Source organism: Cryobacterium sp. TMS1-20-1 (genome assembly GCF_004402355.1).
GTDB lineage: Bacteria > Actinomycetota > Actinomycetes > Actinomycetales > Microbacteriaceae > Cryobacterium > Cryobacterium levicorallinum.
Map to the genome: position 1 here is coordinate 105,617 of NZ_SOGF01000057.1, position 25,919 is coordinate 131,535.

29 protein-coding genes and 3 tRNA genes are annotated in these 25,919 nt (G+C 65.6%); 11 read left to right on the forward strand and 21 right to left on the reverse strand.

Annotated features, from left to right (window positions below; all coding sequences use genetic code 11):
• Window positions 1–115 precede the first annotated feature (115 nt).
• From rplA to E3O45_RS14975, 7 genes are all read right to left on the reverse strand, one after another.
• Window positions 116–805 carry a 50S ribosomal protein L1 gene (gene rplA, locus E3O45_RS14945; RefSeq protein WP_092448383.1) on the reverse strand — a complete coding sequence of 230 codons (690 nt, stop codon included), beginning with the start codon at window positions 803–805 and terminating at the stop codon, window positions 116–118.
• Window positions 806–928: 123 nt separating this feature from the next.
• Complete coding sequence (gene rplK / locus E3O45_RS14950) at window positions 929–1,360, reverse strand: 50S ribosomal protein L11 (protein ID WP_092106326.1); 432 nt, start codon at window positions 1,358–1,360, stop codon at window positions 929–931.
• A 135-nt stretch (window positions 1,361–1,495) separates the two neighbouring features.
• Window positions 1,496–2,449, reverse strand: coding sequence for a transcription termination/antitermination protein NusG (gene nusG / locus E3O45_RS14955; RefSeq protein WP_134444143.1), 954 nt, complete (start codon window positions 2,447–2,449; stop codon window positions 1,496–1,498).
• A gap of 98 nt (window positions 2,450–2,547) precedes the next feature.
• A complete protein-coding gene (gene secE / locus E3O45_RS14960; protein ID WP_092448385.1) occupies window positions 2,548–2,820 on the reverse strand; it encodes a preprotein translocase subunit SecE in 273 nt (90 codons plus the stop codon).
• Window positions 2,821–2,862: 42 nt separating this feature from the next.
• A tRNA-Trp gene (locus E3O45_RS14965) sits at window positions 2,863–2,935 on the reverse strand.
• 216 nt (window positions 2,936–3,151) lie between these two features.
• Window positions 3,152–4,606, reverse strand: a complete 1,455-nt coding sequence (locus E3O45_RS14970; RefSeq protein ID WP_241985386.1) for an NAD(P)/FAD-dependent oxidoreductase — start codon at window positions 4,604–4,606, stop codon at window positions 3,152–3,154.
• Window positions 4,603–5,445 carry a UbiA family prenyltransferase gene (locus E3O45_RS14975; protein ID WP_134444144.1) on the reverse strand — a complete coding sequence of 281 codons (843 nt, stop codon included), beginning with the start codon at window positions 5,443–5,445 and terminating at the stop codon, window positions 4,603–4,605. Before E3O45_RS14975 ends, E3O45_RS14970 begins: the two co-directional genes overlap by 4 nt.
• 173 nt (window positions 5,446–5,618) lie before the next feature.
• On the opposite strand from E3O45_RS14975, the gene E3O45_RS14980 reads away from it, so the two are divergent.
• The 3 genes from E3O45_RS14980 (at window position 5,619) to E3O45_RS14990 (ending at window position 8,696) form a co-directional block, all read left to right on the forward strand.
• Window positions 5,619–6,821 carry a pyridoxal phosphate-dependent aminotransferase gene (locus tag E3O45_RS14980; RefSeq protein ID WP_134444146.1) on the forward strand — a complete coding sequence of 401 codons (1,203 nt, stop codon included), beginning with the start codon at window positions 5,619–5,621 and terminating at the stop codon, window positions 6,819–6,821.
• Window positions 6,822–6,900: 79 nt separating this feature from the next.
• Entirely contained in the window at window positions 6,901–7,845 is a 945-nt protein-coding gene (locus tag E3O45_RS14985) for an ABC transporter ATP-binding protein (RefSeq protein WP_134444147.1), read from the forward strand.
• Window positions 7,842–8,696, forward strand: a complete 855-nt coding sequence (locus E3O45_RS14990; RefSeq protein ID WP_134444149.1) for an ABC transporter permease — start codon at window positions 7,842–7,844, stop codon at window positions 8,694–8,696. Before E3O45_RS14985 ends, E3O45_RS14990 begins: the two co-directional genes overlap by 4 nt.
• Window positions 8,697–8,717: 21 nt before the next feature.
• On the opposite strand, the gene E3O45_RS14995 is transcribed toward E3O45_RS14990, so the two are convergent.
• Window positions 8,718–9,428, reverse strand: coding sequence for a response regulator transcription factor (locus E3O45_RS14995; RefSeq protein WP_134444150.1), 711 nt, complete (start codon window positions 9,426–9,428; stop codon window positions 8,718–8,720).
• Window positions 9,425–10,867, reverse strand: coding sequence for an ATP-binding protein (locus E3O45_RS15000; RefSeq protein ID WP_134444151.1), 1,443 nt, complete (start codon window positions 10,865–10,867; stop codon window positions 9,425–9,427). Before E3O45_RS15000 ends, E3O45_RS14995 begins: the two co-directional genes overlap by 4 nt.
• A 113-nt stretch (window positions 10,868–10,980) precedes the next feature.
• On the opposite strand from E3O45_RS15000, the gene E3O45_RS15005 reads away from it, so the two are divergent.
• On the forward strand, window positions 10,981–12,513 hold the full coding sequence (locus tag E3O45_RS15005) for a PspC domain-containing protein (protein ID WP_166789513.1): 1,533 nt from the start codon (window positions 10,981–10,983) through the stop codon (window positions 12,511–12,513).
• A 9-nt stretch (window positions 12,514–12,522) separates the two neighbouring features.
• On the forward strand, window positions 12,523–12,936 hold the full coding sequence (locus E3O45_RS15010) for a hypothetical protein (RefSeq protein ID WP_134444155.1): 414 nt from the start codon (window positions 12,523–12,525) through the stop codon (window positions 12,934–12,936).
• Between the two features lie 142 nt (window positions 12,937–13,078).
• On the opposite strand, the gene E3O45_RS15015 is transcribed toward E3O45_RS15010, so the two are convergent.
• The 3 genes from E3O45_RS15015 to E3O45_RS15025 are packed head-to-tail and all read right to left on the reverse strand — an operon-like array spanning window position 13,079 to window position 15,127.
• Window positions 13,079–14,242 (reverse strand): UDP-N-acetylmuramate dehydrogenase, encoded by a 1,164-nt coding sequence (locus E3O45_RS15015; protein ID WP_134444156.1) that lies wholly within the window; start codon window positions 14,240–14,242, stop codon window positions 13,079–13,081.
• Window positions 14,243–14,246: 4 nt separating this feature from the next.
• On the reverse strand, window positions 14,247–14,684 hold the full coding sequence (locus E3O45_RS15020) for a MaoC family dehydratase (RefSeq protein WP_134444158.1): 438 nt from the start codon (window positions 14,682–14,684) through the stop codon (window positions 14,247–14,249).
• The gene (locus tag E3O45_RS15025) at window positions 14,681–15,127 is read right to left on the reverse strand and encodes a MaoC family dehydratase N-terminal domain-containing protein (protein ID WP_104132140.1); all 447 of its coding nucleotides are present in this window, start codon (window positions 15,125–15,127) and stop codon (window positions 14,681–14,683) included. Before E3O45_RS15025 ends, E3O45_RS15020 begins: the two co-directional genes overlap by 4 nt.
• 71 nt (window positions 15,128–15,198) lie before the next feature.
• On the opposite strand from E3O45_RS15025, the gene E3O45_RS15030 reads away from it, so the two are divergent.
• Both E3O45_RS15030 and E3O45_RS15035 read left to right on the forward strand, forming a co-directional pair.
• A complete protein-coding gene (locus tag E3O45_RS15030) occupies window positions 15,199–15,660 on the forward strand; it encodes a GNAT family N-acetyltransferase (RefSeq protein WP_166789514.1) in 462 nt (153 codons plus the stop codon).
• Between the two features lie 163 nt (window positions 15,661–15,823).
• A complete protein-coding gene (locus tag E3O45_RS15035; RefSeq protein ID WP_134444160.1) occupies window positions 15,824–16,447 on the forward strand; it encodes a HEAT repeat domain-containing protein in 624 nt (207 codons plus the stop codon).
• Between the two features lie 53 nt (window positions 16,448–16,500).
• Here the strand turns inward: E3O45_RS15035 and E3O45_RS15040 are convergent, their stop codons facing one another.
• On the reverse strand, window positions 16,501–17,397 hold the full coding sequence (locus E3O45_RS15040) for a carbohydrate kinase family protein (protein ID WP_241985387.1): 897 nt from the start codon (window positions 17,395–17,397) through the stop codon (window positions 16,501–16,503).
• 257 nt (window positions 17,398–17,654) lie between these two features.
• Here E3O45_RS15040 and E3O45_RS15045 point away from each other — a divergent pair, with 257 nt between their 5' ends.
• Window positions 17,655–17,957, forward strand: a complete 303-nt coding sequence (locus tag E3O45_RS15045; RefSeq protein WP_134444162.1) for a putative quinol monooxygenase — start codon at window positions 17,655–17,657, stop codon at window positions 17,955–17,957.
• A 79-nt stretch (window positions 17,958–18,036) separates the two neighbouring features.
• Here E3O45_RS15045 and E3O45_RS17600 read toward each other — a convergent pair whose 3' ends face one another.
• Both E3O45_RS17600 and E3O45_RS15050 read right to left on the reverse strand, forming a co-directional pair.
• A complete protein-coding gene (locus E3O45_RS17600; protein ID WP_166788335.1) occupies window positions 18,037–18,201 on the reverse strand; it encodes a DUF2207 domain-containing protein in 165 nt (54 codons plus the stop codon).
• A gap of 121 nt (window positions 18,202–18,322) precedes the next feature.
• Window positions 18,323–18,538: a hypothetical protein gene (locus tag E3O45_RS15050; RefSeq protein WP_134444164.1), complete on the reverse strand. Its 216-nt coding sequence runs from the start codon at window positions 18,536–18,538 to the stop codon at window positions 18,323–18,325.
• 71 nt (window positions 18,539–18,609) lie between these two features.
• On the opposite strand from E3O45_RS15050, the gene E3O45_RS15055 reads away from it, so the two are divergent.
• Window positions 18,610–18,918 carry a helix-turn-helix domain-containing protein gene (locus tag E3O45_RS15055; RefSeq protein ID WP_134444165.1) on the forward strand — a complete coding sequence of 103 codons (309 nt, stop codon included), beginning with the start codon at window positions 18,610–18,612 and terminating at the stop codon, window positions 18,916–18,918.
• On the opposite strand, the gene E3O45_RS15060 is transcribed toward E3O45_RS15055, so the two are convergent.
• The 3 genes from E3O45_RS15060 to E3O45_RS15070 all read right to left on the reverse strand — a co-directional run bounded on the left by E3O45_RS15060 (window position 18,912) and on the right by E3O45_RS15070 (window position 19,940).
• The gene (locus tag E3O45_RS15060; protein WP_134444167.1) at window positions 18,912–19,466 is read right to left on the reverse strand and encodes a DUF6226 family protein; all 555 of its coding nucleotides are present in this window, start codon (window positions 19,464–19,466) and stop codon (window positions 18,912–18,914) included. The genes E3O45_RS15055 and E3O45_RS15060 overlap by 7 nt on opposite strands.
• A 297-nt stretch (window positions 19,467–19,763) precedes the next feature.
• A tRNA-Met gene (locus tag E3O45_RS15065) sits at window positions 19,764–19,837 on the reverse strand.
• 31 nt (window positions 19,838–19,868) lie between these two features.
• Window positions 19,869–19,940, reverse strand: a tRNA-Thr gene (locus E3O45_RS15070).
• Between the two features lie 126 nt (window positions 19,941–20,066).
• Between E3O45_RS15070 and E3O45_RS15075 the strand changes: the two genes are divergently transcribed.
• Window positions 20,067–21,764: a glycoside hydrolase family 13 protein gene (locus tag E3O45_RS15075; protein ID WP_134444168.1), complete on the forward strand. Its 1,698-nt coding sequence runs from the start codon at window positions 20,067–20,069 to the stop codon at window positions 21,762–21,764.
• Window positions 21,761–22,540, forward strand: a complete 780-nt coding sequence (locus E3O45_RS15080) for a GTP pyrophosphokinase family protein (RefSeq protein ID WP_198416952.1) — start codon at window positions 21,761–21,763, stop codon at window positions 22,538–22,540. The genes E3O45_RS15075 and E3O45_RS15080 overlap by 4 nt, the downstream gene beginning before the upstream one ends.
• Here the strand turns inward: E3O45_RS15080 and E3O45_RS15085 are convergent, their stop codons facing one another.
• The 3 genes from E3O45_RS15085 to E3O45_RS15095 all read right to left on the reverse strand — a co-directional run bounded on the left by E3O45_RS15085 (window position 22,541) and on the right by E3O45_RS15095 (window position 25,890).
• On the reverse strand, window positions 22,541–23,716 hold the full coding sequence (locus E3O45_RS15085) for a M23 family metallopeptidase (RefSeq protein WP_134444170.1): 1,176 nt from the start codon (window positions 23,714–23,716) through the stop codon (window positions 22,541–22,543). It lies immediately after the preceding gene.
• Between the two features lie 182 nt (window positions 23,717–23,898).
• Window positions 23,899–24,735: an inositol monophosphatase family protein gene (locus E3O45_RS15090; RefSeq protein ID WP_134444171.1), complete on the reverse strand. Its 837-nt coding sequence runs from the start codon at window positions 24,733–24,735 to the stop codon at window positions 23,899–23,901.
• 309 nt (window positions 24,736–25,044) lie between these two features.
• Complete coding sequence (locus E3O45_RS15095) at window positions 25,045–25,890, reverse strand: phage major capsid protein (RefSeq protein ID WP_134444173.1); 846 nt, start codon at window positions 25,888–25,890, stop codon at window positions 25,045–25,047.
• Window positions 25,891–25,919 lie beyond the last annotated feature (29 nt).

Here is a 25,919-nt window from a genome sequence, read left to right on the forward strand (position 1 = left end):
GAGGAGCAAGTGCTCCCTGCCAGGGCGACCCACGGAGAACCAACCCGGCCATCAGCATCCGTTTAAAAGAAGCAGGGCCCGTCCGAAGACGGGCCCTGCTCAGTGAAGCGGATACTTAGATGCTGTTGACGTCCAGCTGGATGCCAGGACCGAAGGTGGTCGAGACGACGCCCTTCGTGATGTAACGGCCCTTGGACGAGCTCGGCTTGAGGCGAACGATCTCTTCGAGCGCTGCGGAGATGTTCTCGTTGAGCTGCTCGGCGGAGAAGGATGCCTTGCCAACGACGAAGTGCACGTTGGAGTGCTTGTCGACGCGGAATTCGATCTTTCCACCCTTGATGTCGGACACGGCCTTGGCGACGTCGGGCGTCACGGTTCCGGTCTTCGGGTTCGGCATGAGGCCACGCGGGCCGAGGACCTTTCCGAGACGACCGACCTTACCCATGAGCTCGGGGGTCGAGACGGCGGAGTCGAACGAGGTGTAACCAGCGGCTACCTTCTCGATGAGCTCGTCGCCACCGACCTCGTCGGCGCCGGCTGCGATAGCGGCTTCGGCGGCGGGGCCGGTTGCGAAGACGATGACGCGGGCGGTGCGGCCGGTGCCGTGCGGGAGGATGACGGTTCCACGAACCATCTGGTCGGCCTTGCGCGGGTCGACTCCGAGGCGGAGGGCGACCTCAACCGTGGAGTTGAACTTCGCGGAGCCGGTCTCCTTGGCGAGGGTGACGGCTTCGACGGGAGTGTAGAAGTTGTCTTCGCCGATTTTCGCGGCGGAGGCGCGGTACGCCTTTGACTTGGTTGCCATGTGAAATCTCCTGTATGTACTTCAGAGTGTGGTGCGAGCCTGGCAGGCTCTTCCACTAATTGCTTAGGGTGCTCACGCGCCGTGTGGCGCAGAAGCGAGGGGGTGTTCGCGCAGTTGTTGGTGCTAGGCGCTGACCGTGATGCCCATGGAGCGGGCGGTTCCGGCGATGATCTTCGCGGCGGCGTCGATGTCGTTGGCGTTGAGGTCAACCATCTTCGCTTCAGCGATCTCGCGAACCTGAGCCTGCGTGAGGTTGGCAACCTTGACGGTGTGCGGGGTTCCGCTGCCCTTGGCGACGCCGGCAGCCTTCTTGATGAGCTCCGCTGCGGGCGGGGTCTTCAGGATGAAGGTGAACGAACGGTCGTCGTAGACGGTGATCTCAACGGGGATGACGTTGCCGCGCTGGGCTTCGGTCGCTGCGTTGTAGGCCTTGCAGAACTCCATGATGTTAACGCCGTGCTGACCCAGTGCCGGCCCGATGGGCGGTGCGGGGTTGGCTGCGCCGGCCTTGATCTGAAGCTTGATCAGACCGGTAACCTTCTTCTTCGGTGCCATTGTATTGTCCTTCGTATTGATGTGCGAGCTGCCCCGAGGGGCTGCTCTCCCGGTGGCCCGGATGGGCCCCGGTGGTTTGGGAACCAGCGTGGATGACCCGCGCGGGTCATCCGTTCTGCCGGTAAGAGGTGCTGGTTAGAGCTTGGTGACCTGGTCGAAGCTGAGCTCGACCGGCGTCTCACGCTCGAACAGGGAGACGAGCACGATGAGCTTGCCGCTCTCCGGCTTGATCTCGCTGATCGAACCGGGCAGGCCCGCGAACGAGCCTTCCTTGATCGTGATGGTTTCGCCGATTTCGTAGTCGACCTCGGCGGCGATGACGCGCTGCGCCGACTTTCCGGGGGCGCCCCCAGCTTTGGTCGGGGCTTCGACGATTTCGACGAGTCCCTTGAGCATGCCGAAGGCCTCTTCGAAGCGCAGCGGCGTGGGGTTGTGGGCGTTGCCGACGAAGCCGGTCACACCGGGGGTGTGGCGAACAACCGACCAGCTGTCTTCGTCGAGGTCCATGCGCACGAGCACGTAGCCCGGGATGCGCACGCGGGTGACCATCTTGCGCTGGCCATTCTTGATCTCGACGACATCTTCCATGGGAACTTCGCACTGGTAGATGAAATCTTCCATCGCCATCGACTGCTTGCGGTTCTCAATGTTCGACTTCACGCGACGCTCGAAACCGGCGTAGGAGTGAATGACGTACCACTTACCCGGCAGAAAGCGCAGCTCCTTGCGGAAAGCTTCGTAGGGGTCGATCTCGGCGTCGTCTTCTGCATCTTCGGCGTTGACGAGCTTGCCTTCGTCTTCGACGGCTTCGACGGAGGCGTCGGCCTCTTCGACGGAATCAATGTCGAGGGCGTCGTCGACAATGGCGTCAGCTTCGGGATCGGCGGACTCTGCCAGGGCATCGAGAGCGGCGTCGAGGTTGACCTCAACGTCGTCGTTCTCGTCGATGACGTGCAGGGCAACCTGCTCTGCGGCCTCTACGGAGTCTTCGTCGGCCGCGAGGGTGTTGCCCTCTTGCGCTTCGTCGTCCTCGGAGGACTGCTCAGCGGCAGTGGCCCAGTCGACATCGTCGTGCTTCGTCTCAGTCACTAAATCTCAATCCTTATTTGTTCTACGTGTTCAAGTGTGCGGGCACGGGTGCCAGTAATGCTTGGCGGTCCGATCAAAGCGGATGCCGGTGGCGGGAGTTATCCCGGCGTTCCGAAGACGTAGAGAACGGCGAGGCCGAACACCCAGTCCAGGAGCGACACGATGCCCATCATGATGACAACGAAGACGAGCACGACGCCGGTGTAGCTCAGCAGCTCTTTACGAGTCGGAGTGACCACCTTGCGCAGTTCTGCAAAGACCTGCTTGATAAACAGGGACAGCCGAGCGAAAGGTCCGCGACTTGACTCGCGTGCCATTCGTGCGTTCGCGACGATTTCCTCACCGGGTTCGTCGACAACTTTTCGGGCCACCTGTTTACACCTCTCATGGTCGGCGGACTAACCACCGATGTGCAGGGCGGACAGGACTCGAACCTGCAACCTGCGGTTTTGGAGACCGCTGCTCTACCAATTGAGCCACCACCCTATGGAAGTAAATTCACCCTGCAGTTCTACGTTCTCCGGCGATTTACCACTCAGAAAAAGGCGCAGAAAAGCATGGCAGAATTCAACTACCTTGAACCAGTCTAGGTCACGGACCGGCCACTGTAAAGCTGAGACGAGTTCGCGCCGAAGTACGATCCTTGTTCCAGTGCTAGCTTGGCACACTCTCGCGGTCGGCGGGATTGCGACCGGCGACGGGTCAGTGACCGTCCAGCCGGCCGATCAGCTTGTGCATCGCGGTCATGGCTCCCCCGAGCACGGCCGGGATGCCGCCGCCGGGGTGTACCGAGGCGCCCACCCGCCAGAGCCACGGGTGCGCCCGGCTGGTATACCCGGGTCGGTGGAACGGGCCGCTCTGCCAAAGTGGATTGGTCGCGCCATACAGCGCGCCCCCCGCGGAGCCCCAGCCGGCGAAGTAGCGCGGGTCGAGCACGACGTGGTCTCGGAACAGCTCGGTGATGGGCCGGTCCAGTCCCACTGCGGAGCTGACCCGGGCCATCTCGTTGGCGACCCAGGGAGTGTCGAGATCGTAGTGTCGGCCGTCGGCAGGCGCGGTGAGGAGCACGGCTACCGTCGGCCGATCGTTGGGATAGATCTCGTTCGGTCGGTAATAGTTCAGGAACGCCATGGTCTGCTCCGGAGCGACGCCGGCGTCCAGGCTGCGGTGCAGCGCGGCCGGGTCGTCGGGCAGCACCACAGAATGGGTGGCCGTCCCTGCGGGCAGGGGCGTTGCGAGTGACGCGTAGACGGCCACTCCGGAGCAGGACAGCGACCGCGGTCGCGCTTTCGGCCGTCCAAGGAGCTCGTCGAGCACGCCCCGGTCAAGCCCGCTCACGATCACGTCTGCCGGGTAGGTCGCCGAAGCAGTCGACACGAGTCCGTTGCGCACAGCCGTGACGGGCTCGCCCGTGTGCACCTGTGCGCCCGCGTGGAGTGCCAGCCGATGCAGCGCCAGCGGAAGCTCATTGACTCCGCCTTCGGGGACCCAGACGCCATCGGTGGCCATGATGGCCGGCATGCTCGCATACAGCGCGAGGGTCTGCCGGGGCGAGACGCCCGCGTTGAGGGTGTGGATGGCGATGACCTCACGCAGTCCGTCGGGCATCCAGGTCAAGCCATCGAGAAAGCCCCGCGTGGTCAGCCGTCTGCCGTAGAGACGGAATACCCGGCGCACTGCCGGGAGCGACGCCGGGCTGGCGGGGTCGGCGGTGAGCATGCTCGTGACTTCGGGTCCCAACCCACCGTGCTCGCGTTCGAACCGGGTCCAGGCCGCATGCCACGGATGCCCCGGCGGCACCGGCAGGGTGACGCTGTCACCGGCATAGAAATACCGACCGACTTCGGGCAGTTTCTTCAGGGTCAGCGCGGCGACCGCCGCGGCCTCGGCGGGAGCGGACCGCCGGGCGCCGATGGCGTCGTAACGGGCAAGCAATTCCTCCCACACCGGGGGGAAGGTGACCAGAGCCGGCCCGGTATCCACGCGCTGCCCGTCGATCTCTAGGCGTCGGCTCTTTCCTCCGATCCAGTCGGATCCTTCCAGCACGGTCACCGAGTGCCCGGCGCGGGCCAGCAGGGCGGCGGCGGTCAATCCACCAATGCCGGCACCGAGCACGACGATGCGCCGGGGAGTCGATGGCATGCGGGATCGCTTCATGGATACGTTCCTAACAGAATGGCGGCCACGACCTGGGCTCCGGCGACGGAACCAGCAACGTAGGGGAAGATGATCGAGTACCGATAGAGTCTGTGCGCCGTGGCGGGTGTTGGGTCACGCCCCAACGACCACACCAGCCAGCCAGCGATGAGCGCGTTCACCAGCGCTACCGGCCAGTTGATGAGGGCGAAACCGACGGTGGACAGTGCCCACCAGATGGCGCTCCACACCGTGGCGCCGCGCGCGCCGAGATGCACCGCAGTGGTGTGAATACGCGCAGCGCGGTCCTCGTCGATGTCCTGCACCGCGTCGTAGGTGTGTTTGGCGACGCTCCAGGCCATCAGCCCGATCGCCGCCCACCAGATCGGCTGCTCACCGACGGCGAGCGGCACGAACACCAGCGGAAAGGCATACGCGGCGTTACTCAGCGAATCCAAGTAGCGCCGAGCTTTGAAGCGCAGCGGGGGCATCGAGTAGAAGACGAAGATGACCGAGTACGCCGCGATCCAGGCCAGCGCTGCAGGCGGCAGCGTGACCATAAAAAAGACCAGGAAGGGCACGTTGGTCAGGAGGACGCCGAGCACGATCGGGCGGGTCTCCGAGCCGAGGATTCGAGCACCCTCGTGTCCACCCTTGCGGGCGTTCTGGGCATCCGTTTCTTGGTCGAAGATGTCGTTCACGCCGTAGATCAGCAGGTTGAACGGCAGGGTCACCCAGAGGAGAAGGGGCAGCACGTCCCAGCGCCATAAATCGCCGAGGAGCCACATTCCGATGACGGTCGTGCCGATGGTGTTCACCCACAGCACCGGTCGGGAGATTTGAACCAGGCGCGTAAGCATTTTCTCACTCTAGCTAGCTCGGCGAGAGATCTCGCTACGAGGCCACACGCCGCCCCGCCGAAACGACGGTCGAGCAGCACCGCGGCCCCGTCAAGACCTCAAAAGGAGCGGATCGGCCGACCAAGAGTGCTCCCACTGACCGACTCCCGGGAGGGGATAGCTAAACTCAACGTGTGGCTCACGAACTCAAGCGAATTTCTACCCGCATCGGCTCGATAGCGGAGTCGGCGACCCTCAAGGTCGACGGCAAGGCCAAGGCGTTACAGGCGGCCGGACGGCCGGTGATCAGCTTCGCGGCGGGGGAACCCGACTTTCTGACGCCCGAGCACATCGTCGAGGCCGCTTTGGTCGCCGTGCGTGACCCGAAGAACTACCGCTACACCCCGGCAGCCGGTCTTCCCGATTTGCGCGAGGCCATTGCGGCGAAAACCCTGCGCGACAGCGGACTCGCGGTAACGCCGAGCCAGGTCGTGGTGACCAACGGTGGCAAGCAGGCCGTCTATCAGGCCTTCGCCACCCTACTCGATCCGGGCGACGAAGTCATTGTGCCGACTCCGTACTGGACCACCTACCCCGAGGCCATCCGCCTGGCCGGTGGCGTGCAGATCGACGTATTCGCCGGCAGCGACCAGGGCTACCTGGTGACCGTCGAACAGCTCGAGGCCGCGCGCACCCCGCGCAGCAAGGTGCTGTTGTTCGTCTCACCGTCGAACCCCACCGGAGCGGTCTACTCCCCGGAGCAAACCCGAGCCATCGGTCAGTGGGCCGAGGACAACGGGCTCTGGGTCATCTCCGACGAGATCTACCAGAACCTCACCTATGACGGCGTGCGTGCTGTCTCGATCGTCGAGGTCGTTCCGGCCTTGGCCGACCGCACCATTCTGGTCAACGGGGTCGCCAAAACCTACGCCATGACCGGCTGGCGTCTGGGGTGGATGGTTGGCCCCGCTGACGCTATCAAGGCCGCGGCGAACCTGCAGTCGCATCTCTCCTCGAACGTGTCGAACATCTCGCAGCGCGCCGGCATCGCTGCGCTGAACGGCCCCCAGGAGGCCGCTGAGGCTATGCGCGTTGCCTTCGATCGCCGCCGCAAGCTCATCGTCGCCGAGCTGAACAAGATCCCCGGTGTGGTTACCCCCACCCCGCAGGGCGCCTTCTACGTCTACCCCGACGTCACCGGCCTGCTCGGCCGCTCGTGGGGCGGAGCCACACCGACGTCCTCGCTCGAACTGGCCGACCTCATCCTCGATCAGGCCGAGGTGGCGGTCGTTCCCGGTGAGGCCTTCGGACCGAGCGGGTTCCTGCGCATGTCCTACGCGCTCGGCGACGATGCCCTCCTCGAGGGAATCCAGCGCCTGCAGCGGCTGTTCGCCTAGTACGGCATCCGTCGACTGATGGATGAGGGCGACAACCATCGGAGGAGGTACCGGGGCGCGGAAGTGAGATCATGAATCCATGACAGCCACACCCCCGGTCGTGCAGGTGCGCGACCTGCAGAAATCGTATGGCAGTGTCGAGGCCGTGCGCGGCGTGAGCTTCTCGATCGAGGCCGGGGAAACCTTCGCCCTGCTCGGCCCGAATGGCGCCGGCAAGAGCACGACGATCGAGATTCTCGAGGGCTACCGTGACCGTTCCGGCGGTGAGGTGAGCGTGCTTGGCATTGATCCGCACCGCGGCGGCCTGGATTGGAAGGCCCGCATCGGCATTGTGCTGCAGACCAGCAACGAGAGCGGCAATGCGACCGTGACCGAGCAACTGCGCCACTTCGCCGGGTTCTATCCCCATCCCCGCGACGTCGACGAGGTCATCGACGCGGCGGGTCTGCGCGAGAAGGCGAAAACCCGCATCAGCAAGCTTTCCGGCGGGCAGCGCCGCCGATTGGATGTCGCCCTCGGCATTATCGGGCGCCCCGAGCTGCTGTTTCTCGACGAACCGACCACAGGCTTCGACCCCGAGGCCCGGCATCAGTTTTGGAACCTGATTCGCGGTCTCAAGGCGGAAGGCACCACGATCCTGCTGACAACCCACTACCTCGACGAGGCCGCGCAACTGGGTGACCGTGCCGGAATCATCGTCGGTGGCCGGCTCATCGACATCGGCCCGCTCGACACAATCGGCGGAGCGGATGCCCGCGTTCCGGTCGTGCGCTGGCGTGACGGCAACGGATTGGTGCGCGAGAAGCGCACGAGCCGCCCGGCGCAGGTCGTGGCGGACCTGGTCGCCAGCGGCAAGGGCGCCGAACTCGAAGGTCTTGAGGTGATCCGACCAAGCCTCGAAGACGTGTACCTGTCCCTCGTGCGCGGTCACGAAGCGACGGCCGCCGGGAACGAAGCTGCCACGTCCGCCCCTGAGGCTCGGCCCGATCCAAGCCGGCTCACCGACAAGGACCTGCGAGCATGAGCGCCACGATGATGAGCACCCGCCCGCAGCACACAGCTCCGAGCACGCTCGCGCTGGGCCTGTCCCGCATCGGCTATGAAACACGCCTGTACTTCCGCTCCCCCGACACCCTGTTGTTCACGTTCTTTTTCCCCTTCATCATGCTTGGCATTTTCACTGCCGCGTTCAGCTCCTCCGGAAATATCGGTGCCAATCCCGACGGTACCGGCGGCGTCAGCGTGGGCGCCTACTACCTGCCCGGAATGCTCGCCGCCGGCATGCTTCTCTCCGGTGTGCAGAACCTCGCCGTCGATATCGCCGGCGAGAAAAGCGACGGCACCCTCAAACGCCTGGGCGGCACGCCGCTGTCCCCGCTGAGCTATTTCCTCGGCAAGATCGGACAGGTGTTCGTCACCGCAATTCTTCAGGCCGGCCTCCTGCTTCTCGTGGCGCGGCTGGTGTTCGATATCGCACTGCCGAGCGAACCGGAGAAGTGGGTAACCTTCGCCTGGGTTTTTGTGTTCGGCGTGATCACGAGCGCGTTTCTCGGCATCGCGCTGTCGGCGGTGCCTCGGTCGGGGCGCAGCGCCACGGCTGTTGTGGCTCCCGTGGTGCTCGTGCTGCAGTTCATCTCGGGCGTCTACCTGCAGTTCACGACGCTGCCCGAGTGGATGCAGAACCTGGCGAGCATTTTTCCGCTCAAATGGATGGCGCAGGGCATGCGTTCTGTCTTTCTTCCGGAAAGCTTCGCTGCTGCCGAGCAGAGCGGCACCTGGGATTTGCCCTGGGTGGCCGGCGCCCTCGGCGTCTGGCTGGTGCTGGGGCTCGTGCTGAGCCGGGTGACGTTTCGTTGGATTCGACGCGACGCGTGAGCCTGGCCTGAGGCCCGGGCGCTAAAGCAGTTTGCGCGCGAGCGCCCAGGCCGTCAGTTCATGGCGGCTGGACAGTTGCAATTTGCGCAGCACGGCGGACACGTGGGTTTCCACGGTCTTGGCGGCGATGAAGAGGGTGCTCGCGACTTCTTTGTAGCTGTAGCCGCGGGCGATGAGGCGCATCACCTCGGTCTCGCGGGCGGAGAGCCGGTCGAGTTCCTCCGTGGTTTCGGCGGTCTCGCCGGCGACGGCGCCGAAGGCGTCGAGCACGAACCCGGCCAGGCGCGGCGAGAACACGGCATCACCCTCGGCGACGCGGCGGGCGGCCTCGGAGACCTCGGCCCCGGAGGCGCTCTTGGTGATGTAGCCGCGGGCACCGGCCCGAATGACGCTCACCACGTCGTCGGCGGCATCCGACACGCTGAGCGCCAGAAACAGGGTGTGCGGGGCGTGCGGCGCCGCCTCGCGAATGACTTCGGCGCCGCCCCCGCCGCGGCCGCCGGGCAGGTGCACGTCGAGCAGCACGACTCGCGGCTGAAGTTCGATCACGCTCAAGATCGCGGCGTCGACCGTCGCCGCCTCACCAAGCACGACGATGTTCGCGTCGAGCTCGGCGCGCAGCCCCGAACGGAAGATGGAGTGATCGTCGACGATGAGTACGGGCAGGCCAGCGGATGCCGCGGCCGGCGTTGTGGCCGCAGGGCCGCTTTGGCTCGGGTCATGGTTGGTCATCGCACGCTCGTTTCGGTGTGCTGCTCATCATTCGTCTGCGTGGCGGCCGCAGCGGGCAGGGTCAGCAGAATCTCGGTTCCGGTGCCGCCGGGGCCCGGGCGCACGGCGGCGTTGCCACCAGCCCGGCGCATCCGCCCGAGAATGGATTCGCGCACGCCGAGCCGATCTTTGGAAATCTGGTCAAGCCGAAAGCCTGGCCCGCGGTCGGTCACGCTGAGTTCAACACCCCGGGCGCCGGTCTCGAGATACACCGATACCGCTCCGCCGGCATGCCGAGCCGCATTGAGCATGGCCTCACGGGCGGCGGCGGCGAGTGCTTCTCGGGCGTCGGCAGACGGCGAGTCGGAGCTGCCGGCCGATCCCACGCCCATACCCGCTCCGACCGTCACCACCTCGAAATGCACTGCGAAGTCCTCTTCGATCTCGCCCGCGATGCGGCGCAGCGCGGTGGCAAGGTCGGTCTCCGGTTCGCCGCTGCCGCCGCGAGTTCCGGTGAACAGCCACTCGCGCAGTTCGCGTTCCTGAGCCCGAGCGAGCCGCGCGACGTCACTGTGCGGGCCAGCCTTCTGCTGAATGAGCGCGAGAGTCTGCAGCACGGAGTCGTGCAGGTGCGCGGCAATGTCGGCCCGCTCGGCCTCGCGCGCCCGCGCGGCGCGTTCGTCGGCGAGGTCGCTCCACAGGCGCAGCAGCCACGGAGCGGTCACCACTGCCACTCCCAGCAAAACGGATGCCGCCGCCAAAATAACCGTCCACGCGTTCGGGTTGGTGCCGGTCACGAAAAATAACAGAATGCCGACGGCGACCAGCACGAGCGCCCCGAGAATGCGCACGAGCAACGCCGAGGATTGCTGCGCCGCACCACTGCGAATGTCAGCGAACTGGCGCCAGGCCAGCGCGGTTCCGGCGAGTACGACAATCGCGGGAACCACCACGGCGAGCGGAATGTCGGCGCCGAGGCGGCTCGCTACGAGGGCACCGCCGGCGGCCAGCAGGGCGAGCCCGAGCAGGATTTCGGTGACGGGCGCGGCGCGCGCGGAGTCGGCATCCGTTTTAACGGCGGGCCCAACGGGACTGGCGAACCGGGAGCCGCCGGGTGACACAGCGCCGGGTGACACAGCATAGGGTGACACAACATAGGGCGACACGACACCGGGAACCGCGGCGGAGCTGGCCAGGGGCGCCAGGCCGCCGGGTGACACCGACGAGACGCGACTTGCTCGGGCCAGGCTCGACTTGGGCAGCGGGTCGGCGTCCACCCCGCCCGACGGAACCGTGCCCCAGAGCCACGCATAGAGCAGCACGCCGAAACCGCCGCAGAGGCTCAGCAGCACGGTCAGCAACCGAACGGTGGCCACCGGAAAACCGGTGTGCTCGGCGAACCCCGCGCACACGCCGCCCACCAGGCGCAGCCGGGGCCGAGTCATCCGTTCTGTTCTCACGTGTTTATCCAAGCACGCCCCACCGACACGACGGAACCCGCGCAGAATCAATCAGGGTTCAATCAGGGTCATCCCCCATGGCCGCGGTTTGGGCGCGCTGCCAGACTCGAATCATGACCGACGCACCGAGGGCCCAAACACCTCACCCCGACCAAATCACCCGATTCTTCGACTGGATTCGCGGAAGCGGACTGGGCCGTGACGGCGACCGCTGGATCGCCGGCGTCTGCGGTGGCATCGCCGCCCGCACCGGGCTTGACCCACTGATCGTGCGCGGCATCGCCGTCGTGATCGCCATCCTCGGCGGCCCCGTCGTTTTCGCCTACGCCGTGGGCTGGGCGCTCATGCCGCGCGGCGCCGGCCGCATCTACGCCGAAGAGGCCCTCCGCGGCCGGTTCCAACCCGCCATGATCGCCATCGGAGCGCTGCTCCTGGTCACGGTCGTGCCGCTGTTCCGCGGCTTGTGGTGGAACGGCCCGACCGGATTCTGGGCCGTCCCCGACTGGCTCAACGGCATCTTCTCCTTCGGCTGGGGCCTGGCCGTTCTGACCGGCATCGTCTGGCTGATCGTGTATCTGGTGCGCCGCGCCAGGAAACCCGGCAGCACTGGCCCCGGGTTCGGCCCGCTCGCTTCCCCGGCCGGCCCGTTCGGCCCGGGCAGTGTCTACGATCCGAAACCGCCGTCGGGCACCGGCTACAGCCCGCAAACGGATGCCCCGGCCCCGCCGACAGCGACCAGCGCGTCCACCGAAACCGACCAGAGCAGCGCCCCGAGCACCGAAACGGCAACCGCGCCGACGCTCGCCTTCGCGGCCACGCCGGCTTCGACCCAGAACCCGTTCGTCACCGGCGCAGCCCCGGTCGGTGCAACTTATCCGCCGGCCACCCCGTACGCATCGGACTCGGCCCAGAACATCCGCTCGCAGCAGAATCGGGACTGGCAGGAGCAGAACCGGGCCCGCCAGGCTGCCCACCGTGCCCGGGTGCGTGCCCGCCGTCCCGGCGCCGGCTACAGCGCCATCGTGCTGGGGCTTGCTCTGGCCACGGGCGCGGTTGCCGCCGGTGTGTACTCGACCGGCGTCTGGTCGCAGGATGCAATTTTGCTCGGTGTCGCCTTCGCCCTCGGAGTGCTCGCGCTCGGCATCGTGATCGCCGGAATCCGCGGCCGCACCGACGGCGCCATGGGCGGGTTCGCCTTTCTGGCCGCGGCCACCCTGGTCGTGCTCGGCGTGTTTCCGCAGGGCACCCAATTCACTGCGGTCGGCGACACCGTCTGGCCGCTCAGCACCAATGACGCCGGCGTTGACTCGTCGACGAGCTACGTCATGGTTGCCGGGGAGTCCACGCTCGACCTGAGTGATTTCGACAACCCGGGGCTGGACGAGGATCGCATCTTCGACGTCTGGCTCGTGGCCGGCGTCACCAATATTCAACTCCCGACGGATGCCCCGGTGCGCGTCGAAACGCACTCACTGGTCGGCGGCGTGGAGTACTCGGGTCGGGCGGTGGACGCGGAGAACGGTGACCGCACCGGAGTATTCGCCTCCGATCAGCGCACCTTCAACGCGAGCAGCCGCAGCGACGGCCCGCTGCTGCGCATCTGGACCATCGCCGGCGTCGTCACGCTCGATTCCTCCAACGCCTAGGACCTCACAATGACCACTCCACTTTCTCCCGCGAACTCCCGATCCGACCACTCTGACGCACCGACCGAGGTCTTCGCCGCAAATTCGCCGGCAGGCGACACGCCCGCCACCGAAGCAAACCCGACCGCGCCTTACGCCGCCGCGGCCAGCCCCGCACCGGAGTCCGACCCGACGCCGAGCTTCTTCAGCCCGAACCAGGCCGCGCCGTTCGGCGAGGCGACACCATCCGCTCCCCGCTTGCGCCCCCGCTTCGGCACGATCCTCTGGGGCATTCTGCTGCTGGCGTTCGCGACTTACATGGTCGTGTTCACCCTGCTTCCGGTGCCGCCGGATCCCACGCTGTGGCTCCTCGGCGGCGTGATCGCGGTCGGGCTGGGCCTCGTCGTGGCCGGCATCGCGGCCGCAGCGCGTCGCGCCGACTGACCGGCCGCGTAAGGCGCCCTCACATCACCGAGCCGTGAGTTCACGTCACCCAGCCGTGAGTTTGAGCCCGTTTTTCGCGCAGAATGGGCTCAAACTCACGGCTCGGTGGAAGAAGGGGCGGCCGCCCCTGGCCGACTCGAAGCTAGAGCGTCAGGCCGACCAGAACCGGTTCGGGCTGCAGGTTCACGCCGAATTCGGCCTGCACGCGGCCGAGCACGTAGCGGGCCAGTTGGGCCACCTCTTCGGCGGTCGCGCCGCCCGTGTTCGTCAAGGCGAGGGTGTGTTTGCTCGACACGGCCGCCTTCGACCCGGGCAGCCGGAACCCGCGGTAAACGCCGGACTGCTCGATCAGCCAGGCGGCACTGAGCTTGACCAGGCGTACCGGTTCCGCGCCGGGAATCGGCCCGACACCCATATATTCCTCAATGGGAATAACTCGATCCGGCAGCTCCGTCGTCATCGGCCACTGTGGCGCCGATGCCGGCAGGGAACGCGCAAACGCCTCGGTTACGATCGGATTGGTGAAAAAGGATCCGGCGCTATACGTGTCGGGGTCGCTCGGGTCGAGAACCATACCCTTGCCGGCCCGCAGGGCCAGCACCGTGTCGCGCACGGTCTGCAGCGGCACGCGATCGCCGAGCTGCACCCCGAGCGCACCGGCGAGTTGGGCATATTTCAGCGGCTGACCGAGCGTACTGCCCAAAACGGATGCCTCGGCGGCGGTATCGTGCAACTCCAGTTCGATCGCCAGGACAACTCCGCGCACGCCCTGTTTGAGCACCGAGGTGCGGTAGCCGAGGCCCAGCTCGGCCCGTTCGAGGCGTTCGACCTCGCCGGTTTCATAGGAGAGAAAGTCAATCGCGACGAGGCTGTCCGAGATTTCCTGCCCGTAGGCACCGATGTTCTGCACCGGCGCGGCACCACACGATCCGGGAATGCCGGAGAGCGCCTCAATACCGGCCCAGCCGTGCTGGACGGCAGAGGCGACCAGCTCGTCCCAGGGCTCGCCGGCCTGCACGCGCAGCCGCACACGGTCTGCGGGACCGGCGCCAGCGGCATCCGCTTCGCTGGAATCATCGAGCACCTGGATGCCGCGGGTCACCACGTGAATGACGATGCCGTCGAAGCCGTCGTCGGCGACGACGGTGTTGGATCCGCCACCGAGCAGCAGCCAGTTTTCGTCCATGCCCCAAACAACGAGGGTTTCGTTGATGAGGTCCTGCTCGGCGACCGGTGCCACCCGTGCTGCGGGCGGGCCGCCGACACGAAAGGTCGTGAGCGTGCTCAGGGCAACGGGTTCAATCATGGGTTCAGGCCAGGTTGACGCGCGCCTGCGCCTTGCCGAGAACGGTCGCACCGTTGAAGGTCACGGTCAGGTCGATACGGGCCACACTCGCCTCGACATCGAGCGCGCCGACCTTGGCGACCACCATCACGACGGCGCCGACGGTGGCGTCAACGAAGACCGGACGGGTGAATCGCACCTGATAATCGACGACGCGGGCCGGGTCGCCAGCCCAGTCGACGACGGGCTGCACGGCCAGACCCATGGTGAGCATGCCGTGGGCGAGCACGCCAGACAGACCCACCGACTGCGCGACATCGTCGCGGTAATGAATGGGGTTGAAATCGCCGGATGCCCCGGCGTAATGCACGAGCGAATCGCGCGTCAGCGAGAAACTCGCCTCGGCGACGACGCTACCGACCTCGAGGTCGGCCACTGACCTGATAGATGAGGCGGGGATCATTCGTCTCCCCTGACGACGAGGGTGGAGGTGGCGGTCACAACGTGGCCGCCGGTCGCATCGACGATGGTGGACTCGGCCGTCACCATCGAATGACCGCCCAGCGACTTGATGCTCGTGACCGCGAGGGTCGCCGTGAGCTCATCACCGGCCACGATCGGTCGGGTGTAGCTGAAGCGCTGATCGCCGTGCACAACCCGGGTGAAGTCGATGCCGCCATCCGGTTCGGCCAAAAGCTGGGCCAGGGTGGCCTCCTGCAGGACCACAGCAAACGTGGGCGGGGCGACGACGTCGGCGTGGCCGGCCGCGCGGGCCGCTTCGGGATCGTGGTTGATCGGGTTGGTCGCGAACACGGCGCGGGAGAATTCGCGCACCTTTTCGCGGCCGACAAGATACGGTGCGACCGGCGGAAAGACCCGCCCCTGCAACTCTGGGTTCACTGACACCCGTCGAGTCTACTAAGTACACTCCCGCGGCCGGTCACGAGCACGCCTCGCCAGGGCGCACACTTATAACCGTGAAATGTGTATCCGTGCGCCTCGGTGATCCCGAGGTTGCCCCCCTTCTGCTTGACCTGCACCGTGAATATGAAACCCGATACGGCACGGGCGATTCCGTGCACGACGTCGACGGCACCGAGTTTGATCCACCCTTCGGCGGCTTCCTTGTGCTGGTCGACGGCGACACGACCGTCGCCGGCGGCGGCCTGCACCGGTTCAACGCCACGACCGCCGAGGTCAAGCGCATGTGGACCAACCCCTCCTTTCGCCGCCAGGGCCACGCGAAAACAATTCTGCGCGAACTCGCGATCCTGGCGCGCGGCCTCGGCTATGAGCGGATGCGCCTGGAAACCGGCTACGCCCAGCCCGAAGCGCTCGCCCTCTACCGCGGCCTCGGCTTCACCGAGATCGGCAACTACGGCATCTACGAGCACGCTTCCGGCTTCGAGCTCGACCTTTGCCCCGAACCGGCGTCGTAGCGCCCAACGTCGCGGGCCGACAGAAGTCCGCCCGCGGAATCCTGTGCTTGTCGACGAGGACCGCCCACCACCGACGCCGGTTCCGCACGATTCGCCGGTAGATCGCCGTCAGGGAACGGTTTCGATGGCTCAGGGCGCGCCGGGGAGGTAGCGTTAGAGGGCTATGCAAAACAAATTGACTCCGCACCCCGACCTTCCGATCGACAGCCCGACCGAGGAACGCATTCGCGCCGCCGTCGCGCACTACGGCGAGAGCGTCGTCATCGACAATTCCGTGGCCCTGCTGCGCGCCAAGAACGCCGGAAAAGACTTTCTGCTCTACGCCGGCGGGCGCCACGCCCTCGGCATCCTCGAAGGCGCTCCGGCCCTGTACTGGCCCGAGCTGTGGGGCGCCCGCGCTCTGCTGCACGTCTGGGGCGAGCAGGCGGCGCCGTACATCGTCGTCGGACTCAACAACCAGGCCTGGCGGGTGCGCGAAATGTGCGCCAAAGTCGTGCTGCTGCGCGGCCTGCAGGTCGTGCCCAAGCTCGTGCGTCTCACGACCGACGAGCACCCCCGCGTGCGCGCCGCCGCCCTGCACGCCCTCGCCGACCAGGGCACCACCGCCAACATTGCCACGATCGAGGTGCGCCTGCGCGACCCCGACAAGGAGGTGCGCCGCGCGGCCCAGCAGGCCCGCGACGCGATTCGCACCCGGCTGAAGTTCACCGATCCGGTTCCTGAGACGAGCGCCCCTGACACAAGCGCGCCTGAAACAAGCGCGCCTGAAACAAGCACCGAGGCGTAAGCGCGGCGCGGCGCCCGACGAGCAGTCCGTCGCAGCATCCGCTCTGCCGGAGGTCACGGGCGTCGGAGCAGGGCGCCCTCCTGCCGGCAGGTCGCCGCGGCGGTGAGCATGGCGTCGGTCAGCAGCGCCTGCCAGCCGGCGGCATCCTGTGGCACACCGCCGTGGACGATGGTGCAAACGGATGCCGCGAGCGTCGCGTCCCCGGCACCCATCGTGTCGACGATCGGGCCGTCAAGCTCAGCGATCGGCACACTGACCAGCTCATGTTGGCCGACGGCCACCGACGCGCCGAGGCGCCCGGCCGTCGCGAGCACGGTACCCGCCCCGGCGTCAACCAGGCGGGCCCGCAGCTCCTCGAGGCTGCTGTCGTAGAGCAGGTCGGCGTCTTCGTCGCCCACCTTCACGAGCAGGCTGCGAGCAGCGAGTACCTCGAAGTTACGCACAAACCGCGGCCCGTCGCGCAGCATGCCGGCGCGGGGATTGGGGTCGATCACGAGGCGCTTCTCCGGGTCGCTCACACAGGCGGCGAACGCCTCGGTCTGATCGGTATCGTCGAACGGAAAACAGCTCACGACGACCAGCTCGGCGGCGTCGAGCGCGGCCCGCTCGGCAGCCCCGAACTCGATGCGGCGCGCTTTCGCGGCGTCGTTGAAGAAGTAACGCGGTTCGCCGTCGGTGCGGTCCGAAACCGCCCGGGACGATCCGAGCGGGCCCGGTGTTGCGATCAGTTGCACCCCATGCTGTTCCAAAAACGCCCGGATCACGGCGCCATCGGCATCCTCACCGACCATCGCGATCAGAGTCGTGGGCACGCCGAGCACGGCCAGCCCGACCGCCACATTGAGAGCGGCGCCCCCGGCAAACTCGCGGCTCGCCTCCGAATCACGCAGCACGTCGATCAGCGCGTCGCCAACGACGACGACACGGGTGGGAGCGTTCAGTCCAGGCACGAGGTCCAATCTTGTCGCACGCCGCAGACGGCGAGCGCACAGGGAGGTGGTCGCACCGATTGTCAGGGGCAATCCACCGTGATTTTGCGTGCCTTGACTCTATAGTAAAAGTTCTGCCCTGATTGATTGAGTGGCGGCCGAGGCAGGTCCGGGCCGCTCACACCGCTAACACCGCTAACACCGCTAACACCCTGGAAAGTTACACCCATGATTCTCACAACGGATGCCGCGACGACAGTGACCGAAGCGAGCGCGGCATGAGCGGTGCCGTGATCGCCCTCTACGCCGAGTTCACAGCCCTGCCCGGTCAAGAGACGGAAGTCGCTCATTTGCTGCGCGAGCTCACCGCGCACGTGCGCCGGGAAGCCGGTTGCGTCCGCTTCGACCCGCATCAGCTGGAAACCAATCCGGCGGCGTTCTTCGTCTATGAGGAATACCGCGACCTCGCCGCGTTCGACGCCCACCGTGCCGCCGCCTATGGCGCCGAGTTCAACCGCGCGCTCGGACCGATCATCGAGGGCGACGGCTCGACCCTGACCTTTCTGGCCCCACTGGTCTGAATCCCGGCCCGGGCGTCACACAAAAACAGCCGACAGAAGGAGTCAGTCTCCTTCTGCCGGCTGGTGTCGATGCTACTGGCTAGGCGCCCTTGCGCCCCGACATTGACCGCATCAGGAACATGATCACCGCGATGATCGCGAGCACGATACCGACCCAGAGGAGAAACTGCAGAGACTGCACCAAGCCACCGGTAATGAGCAGCACGACCGCAACGATGGCCACAATAATTAGAAGCGGATTCATGATCCGACCTTTCCCTTCATGCGCGGGTAATTCCCGATTGCCCCGATCGTACCCCCGAATGAGGTTCAGACGCGGATACCGCACGCGGCATCCGCATCCTTGTCGCATTGGCTCGTCGTGCTCAGATCGAGCCCGCCGTCACTACGCGCCGAGGTACGCGTCGATGATGCGCGTCGATGATGCGGGGGTCGTTCAGCAGGTCAGCATCCTGCCCCTCGACCGTGGTGACGCCGCTCTCAATCACGTAGGCGCGGTCGGTAACCCGCAGCGTGGTGGGAGCGGGAATTGAACCCGCGACACCACGATTAGCTTGGGGTAACCATATCGCGGTCACCACGCGCCAAATCAATCCTCACAGCCTTGACTGCGTATGTGGTAAAGCACATACTGAAGGTGAACGGAGGCAGCATGTCGAAAGATTTCAAAGACCTCGCCACCCGTGCGAAAGCCGCGTGGTCTGAGGAGACACGAGCGGTGTACGAGGCCGTCAGCGTCTCCTTTGACGCCGAGCTTGCGAGCCGCGTTGAACTGGGCGCACTGCTCGCCGCAGCACGCAAGACCCAGGACCTCACCCAACCAGCCTTATCGAGTGTCACCGGGATTCAGCAGGCAGAAATCAGCCGAATCGAACGCGGCATCGGCAACCCTACGGCGGACACGCTCAGCCGCCTGGCCGCGGCCCTCGGTCAGAAAATTACGCTCACACCGATTCAATGACCGGCGGGTGCATGCTCAGACGCTGAGTCGGCCACATCGGTGCTTTGCGGACGCAATGGCCACGGTAACCATATCCCGGCAGGAGGTAGCCCTTTGCGTGCAAATTTCACCCGCGCAGGAGATATCTCTCCGATCCGACTGCGGCCGGAGCCCATCCGAACCCCGGGCTCGTTGAGTTTATTCTCGACCCACTGGCCCGGCCAGAGATCCAACCGCTCGGAGTAGCCCCCGGACACGACGGTCCGTACCGTCCACTCGAGGTCGTCCATAAGGTCTGTGACGTCATCATCGCAGGCGTCACAGCCGCAGACTGGAAAGTGGAAGTCATAAAGCAGACCGGCATGTAGAAAGATCCCCCGAAACGGCGTGAGAACAAAAGTCAACGAGGCCGCTGTTGGCTTGCGCGGAACAACCCGGACCGCTTTAGCGACATCGTCGGGTACGCGGAGAAGATCCGTCGCGACATCCAAATTCTGCTCGACATCCACGATGAAGGTTGCCTCCAGCCACTCGACGAGAGCGGTTGCCCTGCCCCCGACGACTGCCACGCGAGCGTTCCAATGCCCGGAACTACGGCGCTTACGAAAGTCGGCGACAGCAACTCAATCTGCGGGGTTTATGCGGGGTTGTGACAGTGAACATGCCGCACGATTGACCGCACCGAATTCCCCTCAAACAGGCCGCTCGGAGGTGGAAATATCCGTCTCAATGCAGCCCGGTGAAACGATGAAATCGAAAGAACCCGCTAATTCAATGTGCGGGGTTGATGGTGGCAAAACCGCATTTCGGCGAAAAAATACCCCGGACTTCCGCAGAAGTCCGGGGCGATTTTAGTAAATACCGTGTAGCGGGAGCGGGAATTGAACCCGCGACACCACGATTATGAGCCGTGTGCTCTAACCAACTGAGCTACCCCGCCGCGACTTGTCGGCTGTTCGCTTCCAAGCCTGAGCCCCCTGTGGGAATCGGACCCACTACCTCTTCCTTACCAAGGAAGTGCTCTACCAATGAGCTAAGGGGGCAGAGCAACCAAAAAACAGTAGCAATGCCGCGTTTTTGGCAACCTAGAAACTTTATCACCCCAGCAAGGCGATCGAGACCACTTAGCCCACACCGAGCATCCACTACCGATGCCGTAGCATTTAAATATGACTGGCACCAAACTGACTTCCGGCACCGAATGGTGGCGCACGGCCGTTATCTATCAGATCTATCCGCGGTCCTTCGCCGACGCAAACGGTGACGGCATGGGCGACCTCGCCGGCATCAGCTCGCGACTGCCCCAGCTCAAAGAGCTTGGCATCGACGCCATCTGGCTCTCTCCCTTCTATACGTCGCCGCAACGCGACGCCGGCTACGACGTCTCCGACTACTGCGACGTCGACCCGCTGTTCGGCACCCTGGACGACTTCGAGGTGCTGCAGCGCACCGCCCACGACCTGGGCATTCGCGTCATCGTCGACATCGTGCCGAACCACTCTTCGAGCGACCACGGCTGGTTTCAGGCGGCCCTCGCCGCCGGCCCGGGCAGCGCAGAGCGCGCCCGTTACACCTTTCGCGATGGCAAGGGCGAGAACGGCGACCTGCCGCCGAACAACTGGGAGTCCGTCTTCGGCGGCCTCGCCTGGACCCGCACGACCGACCCCGACGGCACCCCCGGCCAGTGGTACCTGCACCTGTTCGACACCAGCCAGCCCGACTTCGACTGGGACAGCGAATGGGTGCGCGAACAGTTTCGCGCGGTGCTGCGCTTCTGGCTCGACCGCGGAGTCGATGGTTTTCGAGTGGATGTCGCGCACGGCATGATCAAGGCTCCCGGCCTCCCCGATTACACGCCACCCGCCGAGGGCGGCAGCATGGGCGGCGCCCCGGCCACCCTCGAGCCCGGTATCAGCGCCGAATCGCCCGTGACCGCGCCCTACTGGGCGCAGGACGGCGTGCACGAGATCTACCGCGACTGGCACAAGGTGCTCGCCGCCTACCCCGGCGACCGCGTCCTCGCGGCCGAAGCCTGGGTCGACCCGCTGAGCCAGATGGCCAAGTGGGTGCGCCCGGACGAGATGCACCAGGCCTTCAACTTCGCCTACCTTGAGACGCCTTGGAACGCAGCAAAGCTCAGGAGCGTCATCGACGAGTCGATCGAAGCCTTCGGCAACGTGGGAGCCCCGAGCACCTGGGTGCTCTCGAACCACGACGTGGTGCGGCACGCTTCCCGGCTCGCCCTCACCGGCGAAAACCTGCAGGGGCACGGCATTGGGCCCAAGACCGTTGGACTGCCGGACACTGCGGTGGGGCTGCAACGCGCGCGGGCAGCATCCGCTTTGATGCTGTCGCTGCCGGGCTCGAGCTACCTCTACCAGGGCGAGGAACTCGGGCTGCCCGAGGCCGTCGACCTGCCCGACCACGCCCGCGAAGACCCCACCTGGTTTCGCACCAACGGTGAGCGGTACGGGCGAGACGGATGCCGCGTGCCGATTCCGTGGGAAGGTGCGAGCGCGTCGTTCGGCTTCAGCACCGGCGCGAAGAGCTGGCTGCCACAACCGGCTGAGTGGGCCGGACTGGCCCGCGACCAACAAAACGGTGTAGCCGGATCCACCCTCGAGCTGTACAAGCACGCGCTCAACCTGCGCCGGGAGCACTCCCTCGCCTCCGGCACGGTGGAATGGATCGACGGCTTCGGGCCGGACGTCGTGGCCTACCGCAACGGCGACGTGACGATCGTGGCGAACACGGGCGCGGCATCCGTTCAACTGCCCGCCGGCGACGTGTTGCTCGCGAGCGAAGACCTCGTCGGCCGCACCCTGCCCGGTGACGCGACCGCCTGGTTGCGCGCCGTAACAGCATGACCGACGCGCTCGACCAGCCAGACGATGCTGCAAACACCGCGCTGGGGACCATCGCCGCCATGCGCGAGCTCAAGCTCGAATTGACCCGATTCATGATGTCCTACAAGTTCGCGACCGACGAAATGCTGACCAAGATCAATATTTTGAAGGAAGAATTCAGCTCGATTCACGACTACAGCCCGATCGAGCATGTCAGCTCGCGGCTCAAGTCGCCGGAGGGCATTCTCAAGAAGGCCATCCGCAAGGGGCATCCGCTCGAGCTCGACGGTATTCGTGACAATATCCAGGACATTGCGGGAATTCGCATCACCTGCAGCTTCATCTCCGACACTTATCGCATTCGCGACCTGCTCGCCGGACAACGGGATGTCACGGTGCTGCAGGAGAAGGACTACATCCGGGAGCCGAAGGCGAACGGCTACCAGAGCCTGCACCTGATCGTGGCGATTCCAGTGTTCATGTCGGACCGGGTGCAGCCGGTCACCGTGGAAATTCAGATTCGTACGATCGCGATGGACTTTTGGGCCAGCCTCGAGCACAAGATCTTCTATAAGTACAATGGCGCCGTACCCGACACGCTCGTCGAGGACCTGCGGCAGGCAGCGGATGCCGCCAATCGCCTCGACGTGAAGATGGAGCTGCTGCACGACCAGGTCGTGGCGCGGGGGCCCGCTGCCGATGACGCCGACCTGTTCAGCTTTGACGGCCTGCCGCCGTTTCCGCTGCCAAAGGGCCTGCTCGAATCCTTCATGCGCGGGCGCACGGAACCGGAATAGCTAGTTCGTGTTGGCGTAAAGCCACTCGAGGGGGTCGATCTTGGTGCCGTCCTTGCCGCCGATTCGGATGTCCAGGTGGAGGTGCGGGCCGGTCGACATGCCTGTGCTGCCGGTCTTGCCGATGACCTGGCCGACCTTGACCAGGTCGCCCTCCTTGAACAGCATCGATCCGTGGATCATATGCGCGTAGACGGTCGTGACGAGCTCGCCGTTGATCATGTGGTCGATCATCATGTGCACGCCGAGGCTGGCTTCGCCGTCTTCGGCGTAGCTGACCACGCCGTCGGCGATGGACTGGATCGGTGCGCCGACCCCCGGGTTGAAGTCCTGGCCACCGTGGTTAGCGGAGCATCCGGAGCAATTGCGCGGGCCGAAGCGGTCGCCGATGTGCACACCGACGGCAAACGGCCACTGAATGGTTCCATTCGGGTTGTTGGTAAAGGTATCTTCCAAACGGATGCCGCTGGCCGCGGCCACCTCGGCGATCGAGCTTGACTCATACCCGTCACGTTCGACGGTGAGAGTGTCGCCGTCGGCCAGGTCCATGCTCTGAATGTCTTCGGCCGGCAGAACGCGCTGGGCTTGCAGAGCTGAGGCCTGCACGTCCTGCGCCGAGAGCAGCGCCTCAGCCGGAAGGGACGTGGCGACGGCCATCAGGGCGACGAAGGACATCGCGAGGATCGACGCACCCTTGGCGGCGCGCTTGCGCATGCTGCTGCCGAGCGGGCGCGACGGGGCCGCGCGACGGGGCAGCGTGCCGGCCGGAACGAAATCGCGGGCTGGCGCGAAGGACTCCCCCGCCGTCTGCTCGGTGCGCTGGCGGCGGCGAGGCCGAGCGCCGGCCGGGGGAATTACGGTCGGAATCGACTGGGTGGCACCGAGAACCAGCAACTTTTCGTAGTCGGTGGGCTCGGCATCGGCGACCGCGACGGCCGCGACGATGCGGTCGGTCTCGGTCACAACGGGCGGTTCGAGGTCGGGTTCGGTCAGGTCTGCAGCGACGATCAAATCGGCGGCAGGGCTGAGCCGCACGACCTCTGCGACGTTTTCGTCGACCGGCGCTGCGGTGGCGAATGCCACGCGCTCGCGCTCGCGCAACTGACGCCGGGTCAGGGCCGCAGGTTCCACGGGGGGAAAGACAGCGTCGTCACTCTCGCTGGACACGGAAGTATCCAAGGATGGAGTGTGACGTGACAAAATGCAGCTTTCGGCGAGGCGGACGGGAACTGGTGCTCGTACTGGACAACGCCAAACAACGACTGGCCAATATAACGAATTGATTAAGGATAGCGCGCAAACCTGAGAGTAGCAGAGGAACGCCGCGGATCACACCCCTAGTTGGGCAAGTGGGTAAAGAGTCAAGCTTCCTGCGCGGGAGCCGGAAAACGGTCGAATAGCTCGGCCAGCACCGGTTCGAACTGACCGTAGAGGCGGGGAGCAGCGGCGATGAGCAGGTCGCGACCCTCGGCATCCGCTTGCAGAGCGCCGACCCGGGCACCAGCCTCGCGGGCGATCAGGGCGCCGGCGGCGTGATCCCAAGGGTTGAGTCCGCGTTCGAAATAGAGGTCGAGCCGCCCGCAGGCGACCGAACACAGGTCGAGTGCGGCCGACCCGATGCGACGGATGTCCCGCACCTGGCCGATGAGACCACCCACGACGTTCGCCTGCCACACCCGACGCGCAGCCTCGTAGCCGAAGCCCGTGCCAGCCAGGGCGAGCGAGAGCGGTACATCCTGGTTCACGTGCAGGCGCTGGTCGCCGAGCCAGGCGCCCGACCCTTCGGAGGCGGTGAAGACCTCGCCGAGGGCCGGGTTGACGACCGCGCCGGCGAGGGTGTTCCAACTGGCCGGATCGGGATCGCCCTGCACCACAGCGATGCTGATGGCATAGAACGGGATGCCGTAGAGGTAGTTGACGGTACCGTCGATGGGGTCGACCACCCAGGTGAGCCCGCTCGTTCCGCCGGTCGCGTCGGATTCTTCGCCGTAGAATCCGTCGTTCGGGCGAGCGTCGGCCAGCAATGCACGAATGTGCCGCTCGACCTCACGGTCGGCCGCGGTGACGATGTCTTCCGGCGAGGACTTGGAGGCGGCGATCTCGACCCCCTCGGCGCGGCGCCGGTGGGCGAGCGCGCCCGCGGTGAGGGCGATGGTGCGTGCGAGGTCCAGCAGCTCGGTCGGGGCAGGATACGTCATGCCCCCACGCTACAGGTAGCTGTGTTAACGAGAACAGGCAGGCCCTGAGGCCTGCCTGTTCTGCTGGTGGCGAGTGCGAGGTTCGAACTCACGAAGGCTACGCCGTCTGATTTACAGTTTGTTCCAAGTCGGATTAGGTGGGTTCATCAAGTCTTAAAACGCCGTAAACACTGGGATCAACGGCACACCAATCGGGTCTATATGTTGCCTAGAATTACCTGATCGTGTGCCTTGTGTGCTCACAACGTGCGCACAAAACCCCCTGGTCGTCGTCATGACGGCCAGGGGGTTTCTGTCGCGCGGTCGAGGCTAGACCGTGGCGGCCTTGATCTTCTGGATAGCCGCGGGCTGCGTGAAGCCCCATGAGACGCGCATGGTGGCACGAATGGCGGTGCGGTCGCTGGTGAAGTAGGCCGACTTGTCCGTCTGCAGGTCAACGTCGTTGCGGCGCACGATGACCGAGCGAATGTTCGGGATGCCCCAGACGGTGCCCGTCGCAACGGCGAGCGACGTAATGAGCGGCACACCGAAGATCAGGCGCCGGGTCGGGTTGGTCGGGTCGGGGGTGAGCAGGCCGCGCTTGGAGCTGGTGGACTCCTTGAGCTTGGAGAGCAGCAGCACGTCGGCGGGGCTCGCGACAAAGCCCGTGAGATCGAGTCCCAGGCCCTCCGCGTTTGCGATTGCCTCCGCGAACGGGTCGAAGTCGGCCCAGGCGGCCGGCTTGACGACAGCGCTGAATCCCACGAGGTCTTCGAGGCCCGCAGGCTGCACGAGGCTCGCGCCCTTGGTGCCGAAGAATGCCAGGTCGATCTTCTTGGCGAAGTCGCGGGTGAGGCCGTCACCGATGATGCCGGACGCGGCCGGGGAGGTGTCGGCGGCGAGCTCGTTGGTGATGACGGTAAGACCGGCGATCTTGGCCGGCTCTAGCACGATGTCGTCGACGGTGGGATCGGATGCACCGATCTCGTCGCCCTCTGCGACCCACGAGACGGACGGGTCGGCGGTCACGCGCGGAACGTGTGTGCGGGTGGAGCTGGTGGGGATGATGGTCGAGACCTGCATGGCGACGGATGCGCGCTGCACGGGCAGGACGATCAGCTGAGTAATGGTGTCGGGCGAGATCGCCTTGGCGCCGGTCGTGGTGGTGGTAAGCATGAAAATAGCCTCCAAAAGGCAGTCAGAAT

What these genes read in the sequence shown, in the direction of transcription:
- rplA (WP_092448383.1), bottom strand. Translation starts at nt 805, where the DNA reads ATGGCAACCAAGTCAAAGGCGTACCGCGCCTCCGCCGCGAAAATCGGC.
- rplK (WP_092106326.1), bottom strand. Translation starts at nt 1,360, where the DNA reads ATGGCACCGAAGAAGAAGGTTACCGGTCTGATCAAGCTTCAGATCAAG.
- E3O45_RS14970 (WP_241985386.1), bottom strand. Translation starts at nt 4,606, where the DNA reads ATGAAGCGATCCCGCATGCCATCGACTCCCCGGCGCATCGTCGTGCTC.
- E3O45_RS14975 (WP_134444144.1), bottom strand. Translation starts at nt 5,445, where the DNA reads ATGCTTACGCGCCTGGTTCAAATCTCCCGACCGGTGCTGTGGGTGAAC.
- E3O45_RS14985 (WP_134444147.1), top strand. Translation starts at nt 6,901, where the DNA reads ATGACAGCCACACCCCCGGTCGTGCAGGTGCGCGACCTGCAGAAATCG.
- E3O45_RS14990 (WP_134444149.1), top strand. Translation starts at nt 7,842, where the DNA reads ATGAGCGCCACGATGATGAGCACCCGCCCGCAGCACACAGCTCCGAGC.
- E3O45_RS14995 (WP_134444150.1), bottom strand. Translation starts at nt 9,428, where the DNA reads ATGACCAACCATGACCCGAGCCAAAGCGGCCCTGCGGCCACAACGCCG.
- E3O45_RS15005 (WP_166789513.1), top strand. Translation starts at nt 10,981, where the DNA reads ATGACCGACGCACCGAGGGCCCAAACACCTCACCCCGACCAAATCACC.
- E3O45_RS15010 (WP_134444155.1), top strand. Translation starts at nt 12,523, where the DNA reads ATGACCACTCCACTTTCTCCCGCGAACTCCCGATCCGACCACTCTGAC.
- E3O45_RS15015 (WP_134444156.1), bottom strand. Translation starts at nt 14,242, where the DNA reads ATGATTGAACCCGTTGCCCTGAGCACGCTCACGACCTTTCGTGTCGGC.
- E3O45_RS15020 (WP_134444158.1), bottom strand. Translation starts at nt 14,684, where the DNA reads ATGATCCCCGCCTCATCTATCAGGTCAGTGGCCGACCTCGAGGTCGGT.
- E3O45_RS15035 (WP_134444160.1), top strand. Translation starts at nt 15,824, where the DNA reads ATGCAAAACAAATTGACTCCGCACCCCGACCTTCCGATCGACAGCCCG.
- E3O45_RS15045 (WP_134444162.1), top strand. Translation starts at nt 17,655, where the DNA reads ATGAGCGGTGCCGTGATCGCCCTCTACGCCGAGTTCACAGCCCTGCCC.
- E3O45_RS17600 (WP_166788335.1), bottom strand. Translation starts at nt 18,201, where the DNA reads ATGAATCCGCTTCTAATTATTGTGGCCATCGTTGCGGTCGTGCTGCTC.
- E3O45_RS15055 (WP_134444165.1), top strand. Translation starts at nt 18,610, where the DNA reads ATGTCGAAAGATTTCAAAGACCTCGCCACCCGTGCGAAAGCCGCGTGG.
- E3O45_RS15075 (WP_134444168.1), top strand. Translation starts at nt 20,067, where the DNA reads ATGACTGGCACCAAACTGACTTCCGGCACCGAATGGTGGCGCACGGCC.
- E3O45_RS15080 (WP_198416952.1), top strand. Translation starts at nt 21,761, where the DNA reads ATGACCGACGCGCTCGACCAGCCAGACGATGCTGCAAACACCGCGCTG.
- E3O45_RS15090 (WP_134444171.1), bottom strand. Translation starts at nt 24,735, where the DNA reads ATGACGTATCCTGCCCCGACCGAGCTGCTGGACCTCGCACGCACCATC.
- E3O45_RS15095 (WP_134444173.1), bottom strand. Translation starts at nt 25,890, where the DNA reads ATGCTTACCACCACCACGACCGGCGCCAAGGCGATCTCGCCCGACACC.